This is a genomic window from Microbacterium phycohabitans, from assembly GCF_032464935.1.
GTDB lineage: Bacteria > Actinomycetota > Actinomycetes > Actinomycetales > Microbacteriaceae > Microbacterium > Microbacterium phycohabitans.
The window spans coordinates 369,544-382,881 of the sequence record NZ_JAWDIT010000003.1; the positions used below are offsets into that span (position 1 = coordinate 369,544).

At 69.1% G+C, this 13,338-nt stretch carries 18 protein-coding genes and 2 tRNA genes; 7 read left to right on the top strand and 13 right to left on the bottom strand.

Annotated features, from left to right (window positions below):
- Window positions 1–21: 21 nt before the first annotated feature.
- The 11 genes from RWH44_RS10325 to RWH44_RS10375 form a co-directional block, all read right to left on the bottom strand.
- A complete protein-coding gene (locus RWH44_RS10325) occupies window positions 22–537 on the bottom strand; it encodes a GNAT family N-acetyltransferase (RefSeq protein WP_316004506.1) in 516 nt (171 codons plus the stop codon).
- Window positions 538–559: 22 nt separating this feature from the next.
- Window positions 560–1,051: a hypothetical protein gene (locus RWH44_RS10330; protein ID WP_316004507.1), complete on the bottom strand. Its 492-nt coding sequence runs from the start codon at window positions 1,049–1,051 to the stop codon at window positions 560–562.
- Between the two features lie 74 nt (window positions 1,052–1,125).
- Entirely contained in the window at window positions 1,126–1,416 is a 291-nt protein-coding gene (locus tag RWH44_RS10335; RefSeq protein WP_316004508.1) for a WXG100 family type VII secretion target, read from the bottom strand.
- Between the two features lie 16 nt (window positions 1,417–1,432).
- On the bottom strand, window positions 1,433–1,621 hold the full coding sequence (locus tag RWH44_RS10340; protein ID WP_316004509.1) for a hypothetical protein: 189 nt from the start codon (window positions 1,619–1,621) through the stop codon (window positions 1,433–1,435).
- Window positions 1,618–2,154, bottom strand: coding sequence for a hypothetical protein (locus RWH44_RS10345; protein WP_316004510.1), 537 nt, complete (start codon window positions 2,152–2,154; stop codon window positions 1,618–1,620). The genes RWH44_RS10340 and RWH44_RS10345 overlap by 4 nt, the downstream gene beginning before the upstream one ends.
- Window positions 2,155–2,196: 42 nt before the next feature.
- On the bottom strand, window positions 2,197–3,465 hold the full coding sequence (gene clpX, locus RWH44_RS10350; RefSeq protein ID WP_298872494.1) for an ATP-dependent Clp protease ATP-binding subunit ClpX: 1,269 nt from the start codon (window positions 3,463–3,465) through the stop codon (window positions 2,197–2,199).
- Window positions 3,466–3,731: 266 nt separating this feature from the next.
- Window positions 3,732–4,394, bottom strand: a complete 663-nt coding sequence (locus RWH44_RS10355) for an ATP-dependent Clp protease proteolytic subunit (RefSeq protein ID WP_108320609.1) — start codon at window positions 4,392–4,394, stop codon at window positions 3,732–3,734.
- A 23-nt stretch (window positions 4,395–4,417) separates the two neighbouring features.
- Complete coding sequence (locus RWH44_RS10360; protein WP_058231493.1) at window positions 4,418–5,002, bottom strand: ATP-dependent Clp protease proteolytic subunit; 585 nt, start codon at window positions 5,000–5,002, stop codon at window positions 4,418–4,420.
- A gap of 78 nt (window positions 5,003–5,080) precedes the next feature.
- Window positions 5,081–5,569, bottom strand: a complete 489-nt coding sequence (locus tag RWH44_RS10365; RefSeq protein ID WP_316004511.1) for a tetratricopeptide repeat protein — start codon at window positions 5,567–5,569, stop codon at window positions 5,081–5,083.
- Between the two features lie 164 nt (window positions 5,570–5,733).
- Window positions 5,734–7,245 (bottom strand): trigger factor, encoded by a 1,512-nt coding sequence (gene tig, locus RWH44_RS10370; RefSeq protein WP_316004512.1) that lies wholly within the window; start codon window positions 7,243–7,245, stop codon window positions 5,734–5,736.
- Between the two features lie 73 nt (window positions 7,246–7,318).
- A tRNA-Pro gene (locus RWH44_RS10375) sits at window positions 7,319–7,392 on the bottom strand.
- Window positions 7,393–7,592: 200 nt separating this feature from the next.
- Between RWH44_RS10375 and RWH44_RS10380 the strand changes: the two genes are divergently transcribed.
- Window positions 7,593–7,666: transfer RNA gene (locus RWH44_RS10380), tRNA-Gly, on the top strand.
- Between the two features lie 54 nt (window positions 7,667–7,720).
- Here RWH44_RS10380 and RWH44_RS10385 read toward each other — a convergent pair.
- A complete protein-coding gene (locus RWH44_RS10385) occupies window positions 7,721–8,059 on the bottom strand; it encodes a DUF4190 domain-containing protein (protein ID WP_298872485.1) in 339 nt (112 codons plus the stop codon).
- Between the two features lie 275 nt (window positions 8,060–8,334).
- Here RWH44_RS10385 and RWH44_RS10390 point away from each other — a divergent pair, with 275 nt between their 5' ends.
- Window positions 8,335–8,961: an outer membrane protein assembly factor BamD gene (locus tag RWH44_RS10390; RefSeq protein ID WP_316004513.1), complete on the top strand. Its 627-nt coding sequence runs from the start codon at window positions 8,335–8,337 to the stop codon at window positions 8,959–8,961.
- Between the two features lie 125 nt (window positions 8,962–9,086).
- On the opposite strand, the gene RWH44_RS10395 is transcribed toward RWH44_RS10390, so the two are convergent.
- Window positions 9,087–9,623: a gamma carbonic anhydrase family protein gene (locus RWH44_RS10395; protein WP_316004514.1), complete on the bottom strand. Its 537-nt coding sequence runs from the start codon at window positions 9,621–9,623 to the stop codon at window positions 9,087–9,089.
- Window positions 9,624–9,771: 148 nt separating this feature from the next.
- Between RWH44_RS10395 and RWH44_RS10400 the strand changes: the two genes are divergently transcribed.
- The 5 genes from RWH44_RS10400 (at window position 9,772) to RWH44_RS10420 (ending at window position 13,195) form a co-directional block, all read left to right on the top strand.
- Window positions 9,772–10,368 (top strand): alternate-type signal peptide domain-containing protein, encoded by a 597-nt coding sequence (locus tag RWH44_RS10400; protein ID WP_316004515.1) that lies wholly within the window; start codon window positions 9,772–9,774, stop codon window positions 10,366–10,368.
- Between the two features lie 10 nt (window positions 10,369–10,378).
- Window positions 10,379–10,906, top strand: coding sequence for a hypothetical protein (locus RWH44_RS10405; protein WP_316004516.1), 528 nt, complete (start codon window positions 10,379–10,381; stop codon window positions 10,904–10,906).
- A complete protein-coding gene (locus RWH44_RS10410; RefSeq protein ID WP_316004517.1) occupies window positions 10,903–11,400 on the top strand; it encodes a hypothetical protein in 498 nt (165 codons plus the stop codon). The genes RWH44_RS10405 and RWH44_RS10410 overlap by 4 nt, the downstream gene beginning before the upstream one ends.
- Window positions 11,385–12,599 carry a signal peptidase I gene (locus RWH44_RS10415; RefSeq protein WP_316004518.1) on the top strand — a complete coding sequence of 405 codons (1,215 nt, stop codon included), beginning with the start codon at window positions 11,385–11,387 and terminating at the stop codon, window positions 12,597–12,599. Before RWH44_RS10410 ends, RWH44_RS10415 begins: the two co-directional genes overlap by 16 nt.
- Before the next feature lie 110 nt (window positions 12,600–12,709).
- Window positions 12,710–13,195 carry a Dps family protein gene (locus tag RWH44_RS10420; RefSeq protein WP_316004519.1) on the top strand — a complete coding sequence of 162 codons (486 nt, stop codon included), beginning with the start codon at window positions 12,710–12,712 and terminating at the stop codon, window positions 13,193–13,195.
- Window positions 13,196–13,338 lie beyond the last annotated feature (143 nt).

The following is a 13,338-nucleotide window of genomic DNA, read 5'->3' on the forward strand; positions in this document are numbered from 1 at the left end:
GCCCGGGGCCCCAGGGCGGGGTCAGCTCCCGACGGAGTACTTGAAGCCGATGTGAGAGTCGGCGAAGCCGAGCCGGGTGTAGAACCGGTGGGCGTCGACGCGAGCGGCGTCGGAGGTGAGTTGCACGAGGGCCGCGCCGGTTGCGGGTGCGGCGACATGCATTACCCAGCGCATCACCGCGCTGCCGATCCCCCCGGAACGCACACCCGAAGACACCCTGACCGCCTCGACGAGCAGCCGGGTGGCTCCCTGACGTGCCATGCCAGGGATGACGGTGAGTTGCAGGGTGCCGATCACCTCACCCGCCGCGTCGTCGACGACGATCAGATCGTTCAACGGCGCCTCGAGGACGCTCCGCAAGGCGGTGGCATACGTTCGCTCGTCCGAGGCGTCGGCGCGATCGCCGCGCGCGGCACTGACGGGGTCATCTGCCAGAAGCGCCATCAAGGCGGGCAGGTCGGTCTGCGTCGCCCGGCGGACGGTCACCTCGCCGATACGGGCGGTGACGGTCGTGGGCAGATCGAGGTCGGAGAGCACCCTCACCATGATGCCGTGCGCGTCAGCGCCAGCCGAGCACCTCGCGCACGACGGCTTGCGACGCCGGTGAGCCGTCGTTCTTGATGGAGAGCAGCTTCTCACTCGAGATGAGAGCCCCCGACCCTTCGTACGCGTCGGAAAGGCCCTGAACCGCCCGACGGACGAGAGGCGCCGCGTCATTGCGATCGGCACCGCCGCGCACCGAATAGTGGGGGTAGACGAGCAACTCCGCCCCCTTGGTCGTCCGTCGTGCACATGCGACGACCACGGTGGGAGTGGCTCCCCTCCAGAATTTGGGGAAGAACTCCAACCCCGTCCCCTCCGCGAAGAACTCGACGACTCCGCGCTTCCACGACTTCGCCACGTCGCCGAGGCGGACGTCGCGGGCGACCCACTCCGACCCGCTCTCTTGGATCGCGGTGGCGAAGGCGTCACCCCCGTCGGAGAATCCCGCCGCGATGAGCGCATCCACGGCGCGGCGGACCGCCGCGGCGGGCTCGTCACGAACGAGCATCCGCGCCCCGCCCCGCGTCAGTCCGTTCCATCGGACGGGACCGACGTGGGCGTCTTCTCCGAATCCACGCATGGTCACAGCGACCACGCCCTCCCCACGGCGTCGTCGGCTTCGCGGTAGGCCTGGGCCGCCGTCCGGGCCGCATCAGCGGCCGCGCGGCCGACATCGGCCATGCGGGTCATCTCGGAGAGCCACTCCCCCTGCTTGGCGGCGTACGCGTCAGCCGCGTCACCCTGCCACCCCCCGAGGAGGGCGTTGCGTGCAGAGGCGAGTGTCACTGTCTCGGCGGCGGTGCGCTGAGCGGCGGCGTCGATGGACGAAGCCGTCTCTACGAGCCGATCGGGCGTGATCGAAAAGGACGTCATGAGCGGGGCTCCCCCTTCACACGTCGCGACGCGCGAGGTCGAGCGCGTCACGGATCTTGGCCAGGGCTTCGGTGTAGCGCTCGTGCGATTGTCGAACGGCGGCGTCGAACTCGGCGTCGGGTGAGGGACGATCGTCGTCGTCCGCGACGTCCTCGTCGACCTCGTTCCACGACTCGCGCAGTGCGCGGAGATTCTGGGCTGTCATCTTCCGCAGAGCCTGTGCGGCGGAAGTCTGGTCCTCGCCGCGGAAAATCGCTTCGAGGCTGGTCTCACCGAGGTCGATACGCGACTGCACGGTGCGCCATTCTGCCCCCATCTCGCCGGCGCGCGCACGGGCGGCGCGACGCTCGTCCGCCTCTCGGCGCTCCTCCGCCTCGATCGCGGCGCGCCGAGAGTCGGCGCGGTCCCCGGCGAGGAGGGCGGAGTGTTGATGCCGAGCGACGCGGCGACCTGAGCGATCGCGTCGTGCGCCGACTGCTCGGCGGCGCGATAGGCGGCGACCGTCTCGCCCATCCGCTCGGTGCCGATGCCGAAAGCCTGCGACGACATGTCGGCGACGCGCTTCCCCACGTCGACGATGCCGTCGCTGATCGGCTGGAACAACTGCAGGATGAGGCCCAGCTCTCCCGCGTTCAGGCGGGCATACGATTCGAGGTGCTCCCCGATCGCCTGCCCGTATCCGGCTTGCCTCTCCAGCACCTGCTGCGCAAGGGAGAGCTGGTCGGTGTCGACATCCACTCGGTCCCCCCGGTCCCTAGGTGAAAGTGTGAGCGAAGCGGGTTACGCACTCCGCCGCTTCTGCGCCAGCACGATCGTCGGCTGCGCTCCGTCTTCGACGGACGCGCGCGTGATGACGACCTTCGCGATGTCGTCGGCCGAGGGCACCTCGAACATGATCGGACCGAGGACGTCTTCGAGGATTGCGCGCAATCCGCGAGCACCGGTCTTGCGGGCGACGGCGAGGTCGGCGATCGCCCGCAGAGCGTCTTCGTCGAACTCGAGCTGAACACCGTCGAGCTCGAACATGCGCTGGTACTGCTTGACCAAAGCGTTTCGCGGCGCGGTGAGGATCTCCATCAGCGCGTCCTGGTCGAGGGGCGAGACGGATGCCACCACCGGCAGACGACCGATGAACTCGGGGATCAGGCCGAACTTGTGCAGATCTTCGGGCAGCGCCTCGCTGAAGAGGTCGGGCGCGTCTTCCTTGCGGTGCAGCGGAGCACCGAAGCCGACGCCATGCTTGCCCACGCGGGCCGAGATGATCTCCTCGAGTCCGGCGAAGGCTCCCGCCACGATGAACAGCACGTTCGTCGTGTCGATCTGGATGAATTCCTGGTGCGGGTGCTTGCGACCACCCTGCGGCGGAACCGACGCGACCGTGCCCTCGAGGATCTTCAGCAGCGCCTGCTGCACGCCCTCGCCCGACACATCGCGGGTGATCGAGGGGTTCTCGGCCTTCCGGGCGATCTTGTCGACCTCGTCGATGTAGATGATGCCCTGCTCGGCGCGCTTGACGTCGAAGTCGGCGGCCTGGAGGAGCTTGAGCAGGATGTTCTCGACGTCTTCACCGACATAGCCGGCCTCGGTGAGGGCCGTGGCATCCGCCACCGCGAACGGGACGTTCAGGCGCTTCGCGAGCGTCTGGGCGAGGTAGGTCTTGCCGCAGCCCGTGGGCCCGAGCAGCAGGATGTTGCTCTTGGCGATGTCGATCTCTTCGGCGCGCGCCTCGGCGGGCTGGAGCGTGCCGTGCGCGCGGACGCGCTTGTAGTGGTTGTAGACGGCGACCGCCAGAGCGCGCTTCGCGGGCTCCTGTCCGACGACGTACTCCTCGAGGAAGGAGAAGATCTCGCGGGGCTTGGGCAGATCGAACTCGGCGACCTCGCCGGCCGAGGACTCGGCCATGCGCTCTTCAATGATCTCGTTGCAGAGCTCGACGCACTCGTCGCAGATGTAGACGCCCGGACCGGCGATCAGCTGTTGCACCTGCTTCTGGCTCTTGCCGCAGAAGGAGCACTTGAACAGGTCGGCGCTCTCACCGATGCGTGCCATCCCGGTTCCTCCCGTCACCCGGCCCCCGCCGGTGTGTACCCGAGCCTAACCCGAGCCCGCGACATCCGAGGGCATTTGCGCTTCCGGCGGTGTCGTGATCGCCGACGGCGGACACGTGGCATCCGGTCTCCCCCGCGTCACTCGCCGACTTTCGTCGCCTGGGGGTCGCCCGAAGCGACCATTTCTGGCGACTCACGCGATGGCGCGCCGCACACGACGAAGCCCCGCAGACCGAAACGGGTCTGCGGGGCTTCGTGACGCGAGGGTCAGGCCGTGAGGGCCGCGGGCTGACGCTTGCGGGTCGTGAGGACCTGGTCGACGATGCCGTACTCCATCGCCTCGTGCGCCGAGAGGATCTTGTCGCGGTCGATGTCCTTGTTGACCTTGGCGACGTCCTGACCGGTGTGACGGGCCATGGTCTCTTCGAGCCAGGTGCGCATGCGGAGGATCTCCTGCGCCTGGATCTCGATGTCGGACGCCTGCCCGTGACCAGCCTCGCCCATCGCGGGCTGGTGGATCAGGATGCGGGCGTTCGGCAGGGCGAGACGCTTGCCGGGGGCACCGGCGGCCAGGAGCACGGATGCCGCGGAGGCGGCCTGTCCGAGCACGACCGTCTGAATCTGCGGCGATACGTACTGCATCGTGTCATAGATCGCCGTCATGGCCGTGAACGAGCCACCGGGCGAGTTGATGTACATGATGATGTCGCGGTCGGGGTCCTGCGACTCGAGCACGAGGAGCTGCGCCATGACGTCGTCGGCCGAGGCGTCGTCGACCTGGACGCCCAGGAAGATGACGCGGTCCTCGAACAGCTTGTTGTAGGGGTCCTGGCGCTTGTAGCCGTAGGCCGTGCGCTCCTCGAACTGGGGCAGGACGTAGCGGCTCGAGGGCATGTGAGCTGCGGCGCCGCCGAAGGTGGGGATGTTCATGTCGGTGTCCTTTTCCTCTCGCCTCAGGCCGCGGTTCCGCCGCCGCCGGTGACGTCGGTGGCGTGCTCGCGCATGTGGTCGACGAAGCCGTACTCGAGGGCCTCCTGCGCCGTGAACCAGCGGTCCCGGTCGCCGTCGGCGTTGATCTGCTCGACGCTCTTGCCGGTCTGGTTCGCGGTGATCTCGGCCAGGCGGCGCTTCATGTCGAGGATGAGCTGCGCCTGCGTCTGGATGTCGCTCGAGGTGCCGCCGAAGCCGCCGTGGGGCTGGTGCAGCAGCACGCGCGCGTTCGGCGTGATGTAGCGCTTGCCCTTGGTGCCGCTGGTCAGCAGCAGCTGGCCCATCGACGCCGCCATGCCGATGCCGACGGTGACGATGTCGTTCGGCACGAACTGCATCGTGTCGTAGATCGCCATACCGGCCGTGATGGAGCCGCCGGGCGAGTTGATGTAGAGGTAGATGTCCTTCTGCGGGTCTTCTGCCGCGAGCAGCAGGATCTTGGCGCAGATCTCGTTCGCGTTCTCGTCACGCACCTCCGAACCGAGCCAGATGATGCGGTCCTTCAGCAGCCTGTCGAAGACGCTCGTTGCCATAAGGGGTTCGGGCATGTGTGCTCCTCTTCCGGTGATCTGCAACGAATCTACCGGCGGGCTCCGGGGCAGGATGCCGTGTTCGCCGCGGGCGGATCAGCGGGGGTTCTCGGCGATTTCTCGCGCGTATCCGGTCACGGAACGGGTATAGCGCGGCAGGTGCGGCGCGAGCGCCTGAAGAGCGACGGATGCCGCGCGCTCCGGCTCCCCGCTCGACACGAGAGCCAGGGAGTAGAAGGCGGCGGCCGCGTCGTGCAGCGCTCCGCGGGGCTCGCGCTCGTACTCGGCGCGGAGCATTGCGAGAGCCTCCTCGGTCTTGCCGAGGTTGCGGATCGTGCTGGCCAGCTGGATCGTGGCCTGCGTTCGCCGGTCGTCGTCGAGGCCGATCGCCAGCGCCCGACGGTACAGCGCCTCGGCCTCGTCTTCGATCCCGGCCGAGTCTCGCGCTCCGGCGCGCTCGAAGAGCGCCACGGCGTCATCGGGGTCCCGCTCGGCGGCGAGCTCGTCGATCCGCCCGATCACTTGATCCGGGCTGAGCGCCTCATCGGCCCACACGGCATCCACTCTGCTCTGCCAGTCACTCACGCATCCATCCCTCTCTCGTCGTGCGGCGTCGAGCCGTCCGCCCCTGGCGGGTGTCCACGACACGCCGTGACGCGCGTCGCCGGTACGGCGTGTCTCGGACACCCACGGCATCCGGGTACGAGAAAGGGGGCGGATGCCGTGGCATCCGCCCCCTTCGTCGCGACTTACTCGCTGTCGGCGGCGTCGGCCTTCTTCTTGGCCGGGGCGCGCTTCTTGGCGGGAGCCTTCGCGGGGGCCTCCTCGGCGGGAGTCTCCTCGGCGGGAGCCTCGTCGGCAGCGGCCTTCTTCTTGGCGGGGGCGCGCTTCTTGGCGGGAGCCTTCGCGGGGGCCTCTTCCGCTGCGGGGGCCTCGTCGGTCTCGACGGCCTCGTCCTCGTCACCCTCGGCGGGCTCTTCGCCCTCGACGGCGACGAAACCGGTCAGGTCGACGGGCTTGCCGTCGGTGTCGACGACGGTGACCTTGCCGAGAGCGATCGCGAGCGCCTTGTTACGGGCGACCTCGCCGACGAGCGCCGGCAGCTGGTTGCCCTGCTGCAGGGCGTTGACGAAGTCCTGCGGCGCCATGTTGTACTGCGCGGCCGACTGGATGAGGTACTGCGTCAGCTCGTCCTGCGACACCTGGACGTTCGCGTCTTCGGCGATCTTGTCGAGCACCATCTGCGTGCGGAACTGCTTCTCGCTCGCCTCGGTGACCTCGGCGCGGTGCTCGTCGTCCTCGAGGCGGTTCTCACCCTCGAGGTGGTTGTGCACCTCGTCTTCGATGAGCTGCGGGGGCACGGGGATCTCGACGGCCTCCAGGAGCGCGTCGATGAACTTGTCGCGCGCGGCCGAGCCCTGCGTGAAGACGGCCTGCTGCGACACGCGCTCGCTGAGCGACTCACGGAGCTCGGCGATGGTGTCGAACTCGGATGCCATCTGGGCGAAGTCGTCGTCGGCGTCGGGGAGCTCGCGCTCCTTGACGGCCTTGATCGTGACGGCCACCTCGGCCTCTTCTCCGGCGTGCTCGCCACCGACGAGCTTCGAACGGAAGGTGGTCTGCTCGTCGGCGGTGAGGGACTCGATCGCCTCGTCGATGCCCTCGAGCAGCTCGCCGGAGCCGATCTCGTACGACACGCCCTCGGCGCGGTCGATCTCGTTGCCGTCGATCGTGGCGACGAGGTCGAGCTCGACGAAGTCGCCGGTGGCGGCCGGACGATCGACCGTGACGAGCGTGCCGAAGCGGGCGCGCAGACGGTCGAGCTCGGCGTCGATGCCGGCCTCATCGGCCTCGGCGGCGTCGACGGTCACCGTGATGGTGTCGTAGGCGGGCAGCTCGAACTCGGGGCGCACGTCGACCTCGACATCGACGACGAGGTCGCCGGAGAAGTCCTTCAGCTCGGGCAGCTCGACGATCTCGGCGCTCGGGCGGCCGATGACGCGGAGGTCCTGCGCCTCGACGGCCTGACGGTAGAACCCGTCGAGACCCTCGTTGACGGCGTGCTCGATGACCGCGCCGCGTCCCATGCGCTGGTCGATGATGGGAGCGGGGACCTTGCCCTTGCGGAAGCCGGGTATCTGCACGTCGCGGGCGATGTGCTCGTAGGCGTGGGCGATGCTCGGCTTGAGCTCGTCGGGCGAGACCGTGATGTGGAGCTTGACCCGGGTGGGGCTGAGCTGCTCGACGGTGCTGTTGACCATGCGGTGTGTTCTCCTCGTGTGGCCCGCGCGCACGCGGGGGCCGTGTGGGCCTGTGGTCTGTGGGGCCGTTGCGTCGGGGCGACAGGATTTGAACCTGCGGCCTCCCGCTCCCAAAGCGGGCGCTCTACCAAGCTGAGCTACGCCCCGGGGCGACGCGCGCGAACGCGTTCGACGAAACGACCTCGGAAAGTCTAGTCGATCGGCCTGGGAGCACCGGTTTTCTCGCGGTGCGGGGTGAAATCGGCCGCCGACCCACGCCTCCGACGCGCGGTGCGTTCGCGGCCGCCTGCGCCGTGTCGTACAGTAGACGAGTCCGACTTCGCGGCTCGATCCGAGCGGCGTAATTCGGGGCTGTAGCTTAGTGGTAAAGCCTCTGTCTTCCAAACAGATGATGCGAGTTCGATTCTCGTCAGCCCCTCCATCACGAACAACGGCCCGCCCCCTCGGGGGCGGGCCGTTCTTCATTCGACGGTGATCAGCCGCCGAGCGTGTTGCAGGCGACCTCGTTGCCGTTCACGACGACGGTGCCGGTGAACCCGGCGACCTCGCACGCCTGGTACGCCGCGGCGCCGAAGCCAATGGCCGAGACCACGACGATCGCCACGATGATGCCGATGACCGTGAGCACGGCGCCGACGATGATCGCCGCGACGGCGAAACCGTTCTTGTGCCCCGCCTTACGGCTCTGCACGAGTGCGACGATGCCCAGGATCAGGCCGATGACATTGAAGAAGATCGCCACGACGAGCGCGACGATGCCCAGGGTGCGACCGGGAACGGGGCCGGACGCGGGGCGGTTGTATTCGACGGACATGGATCCTCCAGAACGCTGCTGTTGATGCCGTACGCATCGGACATTAGCGCGCGACGTGGCTTCCTGGGTGTTTCCTGTGCCCCGTGATGACCAGCGGAGACGTTCCGCGTTCGGCTTCGCCTGTCGAGCGCATGTCGATGCTCGGACGCGCCTGTGATGGGACCTATCCCGCGCCTCTTCGACGATCATCTGCGCGCTTGCTACGTTGCTGGGGGGCGCACTGCCTCGCTGCAGCGGAAATGAGGCCGAAAATACAGAATCAGAGACGGCGTGCGGTGTGGCGAACGATGACGGGGGCGGCGACCGTCTCGTTGATCGTCGGTCTCGCCGCGTGCAGCGGGGGAACTGATGCCGGCGGCGAGTTCTCCGCCGAACGCAAGACCGTCGAAGCCTTCATGGACGCTCTCCAGAACGGCGACGCGCAGCAGGCGTCGACGTATCTCGCCGACAGGTCCAGCTTCCCCGCCGACGCGTTGACGGACGACTTCTATTCGTCGGCCCTAGAGCGTCCTCAGGACGCGCGCATCGCGGTCGCGACGGAAAGCCAGGGCACCGTCTACGTCCAGGTCGACTACCGGCTGGGCTCGGACGACCGAGAGCTGGATCTCGTCATGGCGAGCGGAGACCGATCGCTCATCGAGGGATGGTCGGGCACGCCGACGATCCTGCGGTCGGCCGCCGGCGACGGTCGGGTCACCGTGTCCGACGCGCTCGAGATCGAGGTGGGGACGGCGGCAAGCTACACCTCGCTGCTTCCCGGCCGTTACTCCGTGTCGTACACGGGTGCTGGCGATGCCGTCGGCCCGTTCGAACTCGACTTCCCTGTGAAGGCCCCGGAATCCGACTCTCAGCTGCCCACGGGCGTGTCATTCGCGGGTGGCGCCCTCGAGTTCGCGGGCTGAGCGCTCAACTCGCCCGAGCTGCTCAGCCCCGGCAACCCGTCACGGCCTTCAGCGCTGCGGAACGATGGCGTCAGGGCGCGGCGATGCGCGGGGCGTCCGTCGGAGGAGAGCGTCCGCGGTCGCCCTCACACGCGCCGCGCGTCGGCGTGACGCGACGTGTGCCGCAGATAGGTCTGGGCGTTTCGGAGGATACCCGCGCGTTCGTCGTCGCTGAGCGCTCGGCGCACCTTCGCGGGCACTCCCGCCACGAGCGAGCCGTCGGGCACCACCGTCCCCTCGAGCACCACCGCTCCCCCGGCGATCAGACACCCCGCCCCGATCCGCGCCCCCGAGAGCACGACGCTCCCCATGCCGATGAGCGAGCCGTCGCCGATCTCGCAGCCGTGCACGACGGCGTTGTGCCCCACCGAGACGTCGGCACCGATCACGACGCCGTGCCCGGCGTCGACGTGCACCGAGACGTTGTCCTGCAGGTTGCTGCGCGCACCCACAACGATCGACGCGCTGTCCCCGCGCAGCACGGCGTTGTACCAGACGCTCGCGCCCTCCCCGAGCCGGACGTCGCCGACGATACGTGCCCCGGATGCCACGAACGCGGTGTCGTGCACGGAGGGCACGGCGCCGTCGAGGGCGAGCAGGGAGGCGTCGGGTGCGATCGTCATGCGCCGAGGTTAACCGCACGGGCGCACTACTGGCGACTACTGGGCCGAGGAGACAGCCGTAGCCCCGGTCGGCGAATCGGTAGCGGCTCGCGACGCGCTCCGCTCTAGCTTCGGTCGCAACCCCGTCGCCGTGGCCCCAGGAGTCGTCATGTCACTCGAAACAGCATCCCCCACCCGCGCCTCCCGCGCTGCGCGCCCCGTCCGTCGCCATCGACGCGCGACCGCGATCGCGCTCATCACCGTCGGGGCCGCCCTGCTCTCGGTGGGGGGAGGGTCGTACGCTTACTGGTCCACTCAGACCGCCCTCACCGCCGGCCCGGTCAGCGCCGGTGACCTCAACCTGTCGCTGGGAACGGGAAGCTGGACGCTGAAGGGCGTGCTCGGAACGGCTCAACCGGTCGCCAACCTCACGACGGTGAAGATCGTCCCGGGGGACGTCCTGACGCTGACGCAGCCCCTCGACGTGACGCTGGTGGGCAACACGATCGCCGCCGACCTCAAGGCCGAGGTGGGGTCGACCTTCACCTCCGGCGCGCTGGGCGGCAACCTCGACATCGCGCTGTCGGTCGCCGGTTACGGCACCGCCACCGGCACCAACACCTACCGACTGACCTCGGCCAACAGCGGTGCGGCGACGGCGACCCTCACGATCACCTTCAAGCCCGGCACGACCGGTCGCACGGGTGCGACGCAGAGTGTCGACCTCAACGACATCGCCTTCACCCTCACGCAGGCGTCCAGCTGAGACGCGTCCCGTGCGCACGCGAGCCGAGGCCGTCTCGCGACGGCTGCAGTGGGCCGGCGCGCTGACCGTCGTCTTGTTCACCGTCTCGGCAGCGACGGCGGCGCAGGCCCTCTGGCACAGTCGCACCGCGCTGGCGGCCGGCACACTCACCGCCGGTTCCCTCGATCTGGCGACGCAGTGGGTCGGCGCGTGGACGTCGTGGAACCCGCTGTATCCCGGACGCGCGAGCGACACGGCCACGCTACGGGTCACCGAGACCGCGGCCGGCGGAACGACGCTGCGCTGGCGTCTGACGGCCACTCCCGTCGTCTCGGCCGATCTGGCGCCCTACGTCACGACGCAGGTGTACGTCGGCGCCTGCGGATCGGGCACCCCGATCAGCCCCACCACCGGGTACGCGCCCGCTGGCGGCCTGTCCCCCGGACAGAGCGTCGACCTGTGCCTGCGGGTGACCCTCGCCACGAGTGCGCCGCCGAACGTACAGGGCAAGGCGGTCGCGCCGGCGATCACGGTGACGGCCGACCAGGTGATGTCGTGACCAGGCGTGGTCGAGGAGCGCTCCTCGTCGCCGCGCTCGCGATCACCGCCGTCGCCGTCGTCCCCGACACGGGTCCCGCTGCCGCGGCGTGGCAGGTGTCCGTTCCCGCGCCAGCATTCACCCTCGCCGCCGGATCGCTCACCGCACCCGCGGCCACGTGCCAGACCACGACCTCTTCGCCTCCGGCCGCGCGTATCTCGTGGCCGGCGGTGGACGGGGCCACGGGATATCGCGTCGTCCTCGGCAACACCGTCAACTCCTCGACCTCGGAGCTCGCGGCGAACCAACCGGGAACCAGTTACGACGTGACGGGGTCGACCCTGGGGAATCTGCTGTTGGTGCTGGGAAGTCTCCTCACGGGGGGATCGGTGCACGTCACGGTCACGGCGCTCAATCAGAACTGGAGCTCGTCGCCGAGCACCCGTCAGCACATCGTGCTGGCCGGCAGCGTGTTGACGGGACTCGCCGGAGGACTGAAGTGTCAGTCGGGGTAGGTCTGCGACGGGACCGGGCGAACGCCCCCACGTCGGGCGCGCGGCGGGGGTGGCGGCGGACTCGAGGTGCGCTGGCCACCGCGGTGCTCGTCGTGGTGTCGACCTTCGCGTTCTTCACCGTGGTCGTTCCCCTGCTGCTCGGCGCGCAGACCTACACGATCCTGACCGGGAGCATGCAACCGGGGTTGCCTCCGGGGAGCCTCATCGCGGTGAGACCGGTGTCGATCGACGAGGTGAGCGTCGGTGACGTGGTGACCTACCAGATCCGATCCGGCGATCCCGCGGTGGTCACCCATCGGGTGGTGGGGACGACGTCGAGCACGGGTGGCGATCGCCTGCTCATCACCCGTGGGGATGCGAACGATCTCGACGACCCCCCGGTCCAGCGCGAGCAGCTGCGCGGCTCCGTCGTGCTCGCGCTGCCGTATCTGGGATACCCGGCGGCACTGTTCGGCGGGCAGGCCCGCGGAGCGGTGATCGCGTCGGCGGGGGTTCTCATCGTCGGATACGGCGCAGCGCTCCTCGCCCTCGACCTCGCCCGATCCAAGCGGTCGCCGCGGCGCCGCGAAACGACCCTCGCCCTCATCGTCGTCCTCTCGACCGGCATCGCGGCATCCGCCACCTCTCCCCTTCCCGCCGAGGCCGCGGACGGTACCGCGGACGCGCGGCTCCTGCTGAGCGTCGACGGGAACACCTTCGTCGCCGACGGCGTCGTGTCGCTGTTCCGCTCGGACCTGCCGCTCGTTCCGGGTGGGTCCGCCGGCTCGATCCTGTGGATCCGCAACGCCAGCACAGACCCCGCACGGGCGGGGATCCGCATCGACGCGAGCCCGCTGAGCGGGAGCCCGACGGATCACGAGATGGCGGACGACCTTCGGCTCGTCGTGGACGACGCGCCGGTCGCCCCGGGAGGAGAGTGGGTCAGCGATCCGATCTCCGCCGGGGCGACGCTCCGTGTCGACGTCGCGCTGGGGTTGGATGCCGACGCCCCGAACGCATCGCGCCGGGGCGAGGCGCGGGTCACACCCTCGGTTCGGTTGACGCAGGTCGTCGACGAGCACCCGTCGGGACGGGAGGCGGGCGGCGTCCTCCCACGGACGGACGGGGCGGCCCCTCTCCCGGTGGGCCTGTTGGGAGCGGGCCTGCTCGCGCTGGTGTGCGGGATCGGTCTGCGTCGACGGGCCACCGAGGGGAGGTAAGGATTGCCTCCTCACCGGGGATTTAGCCGAGCCTCATCTTGCTTGCGGAATGTCCGGGCGTGAGTAGCGTTGCATCCAACAGACTTCGTTCACTGCGACAAGGAGCAGACATGAGCACCGTTCAGACCCCCGCCGCCACCACCGTCGACCCGACGATGGCCGCCGGCACGGCCCAGTTCCTCTCCCCCGTCGTGATCGACCTCGAGGCGCTCGTCGTCAACGGCAAGCAGGCGCACTGGCACGTGCGCGGCTCGAACTTCATCGGCGTGCACGAGCTCCTCGACACGGTGGTCGCTCACGCGCAGGACTGGGCCGACCTCGCCGCCGAGCGCATCGTCGCCCTGGGCCTTCCGATCGACTCGCGCCTTTCGACCGTCGCCGCCAAGGCGAAGGCGACCGAGGTGCCCGCCGGTTTCGCGCAGTCCGACGTCGTCATCCGCGCCGTGATCGCCGACATCGACGCGGTGCTCGTCGACATCGAGGCCGCCATCGAGGGTCTCGACGAGATCGACATGTCGAGCCAGGACGTCGCGATCGAGATCAAGCGCGGTCTCGACAAGGACCGCTGGTTCCTCTTCGCGCACCTCGCGGCGTAAGCGGAACGGAGGGGGCGGCGCTTCGGCGTCGCCCCCTTCGTCGTCCCCGTATCGCTCGTGATGAGCGCACGTGGATGGTCACGTCCTGTCGCCGCAGCGCCCGCCGGGCGACGAGAACGCACGCGCACGCCTGAGAGAGCACG

What these genes read in the sequence shown, in the direction of transcription:
- RWH44_RS10330 (WP_316004507.1), bottom strand. Translation starts at nt 1,051, where the DNA reads ATGCTCGTTCGTGACGAGCCCGCCGCGGCGGTCCGCCGCGCCGTGGAT.
- RWH44_RS10360 (WP_058231493.1), bottom strand. Translation starts at nt 5,002, where the DNA reads ATGCCCGAACCCCTTATGGCAACGAGCGTCTTCGACAGGCTGCTGAAG.
- RWH44_RS10395 (WP_316004514.1), bottom strand. Translation starts at nt 9,623, where the DNA reads ATGACGATCGCACCCGACGCCTCCCTGCTCGCCCTCGACGGCGCCGTG.
- RWH44_RS10420 (WP_316004519.1), top strand. Translation starts at nt 12,710, where the DNA reads ATGAGCACCGTTCAGACCCCCGCCGCCACCACCGTCGACCCGACGATG.
- RWH44_RS10340 (WP_316004509.1), bottom strand. Translation starts at nt 1,621, where the DNA reads ATGACAGCCCAGAATCTCCGCGCACTGCGCGAGTCGTGGAACGAGGTC.
- RWH44_RS10385 (WP_298872485.1), bottom strand. Translation starts at nt 8,059, where the DNA reads ATGTCCGTCGAATACAACCGCCCCGCGTCCGGCCCCGTTCCCGGTCGC.
- RWH44_RS10400 (WP_316004515.1), top strand. Translation starts at nt 9,772, where the DNA reads ATGTCACTCGAAACAGCATCCCCCACCCGCGCCTCCCGCGCTGCGCGC.
- RWH44_RS10355 (WP_108320609.1), bottom strand. Translation starts at nt 4,394, where the DNA reads ATGAACATCCCCACCTTCGGCGGCGCCGCAGCTCACATGCCCTCGAGC.
- RWH44_RS10335 (WP_316004508.1), bottom strand. Translation starts at nt 1,416, where the DNA reads ATGACGTCCTTTTCGATCACGCCCGATCGGCTCGTAGAGACGGCTTCG.
- clpX (WP_298872494.1), bottom strand. Translation starts at nt 3,465, where the DNA reads ATGGCACGCATCGGTGAGAGCGCCGACCTGTTCAAGTGCTCCTTCTGC.
- tig (WP_316004512.1), bottom strand. Translation starts at nt 7,245, where the DNA reads ATGGTCAACAGCACCGTCGAGCAGCTCAGCCCCACCCGGGTCAAGCTC.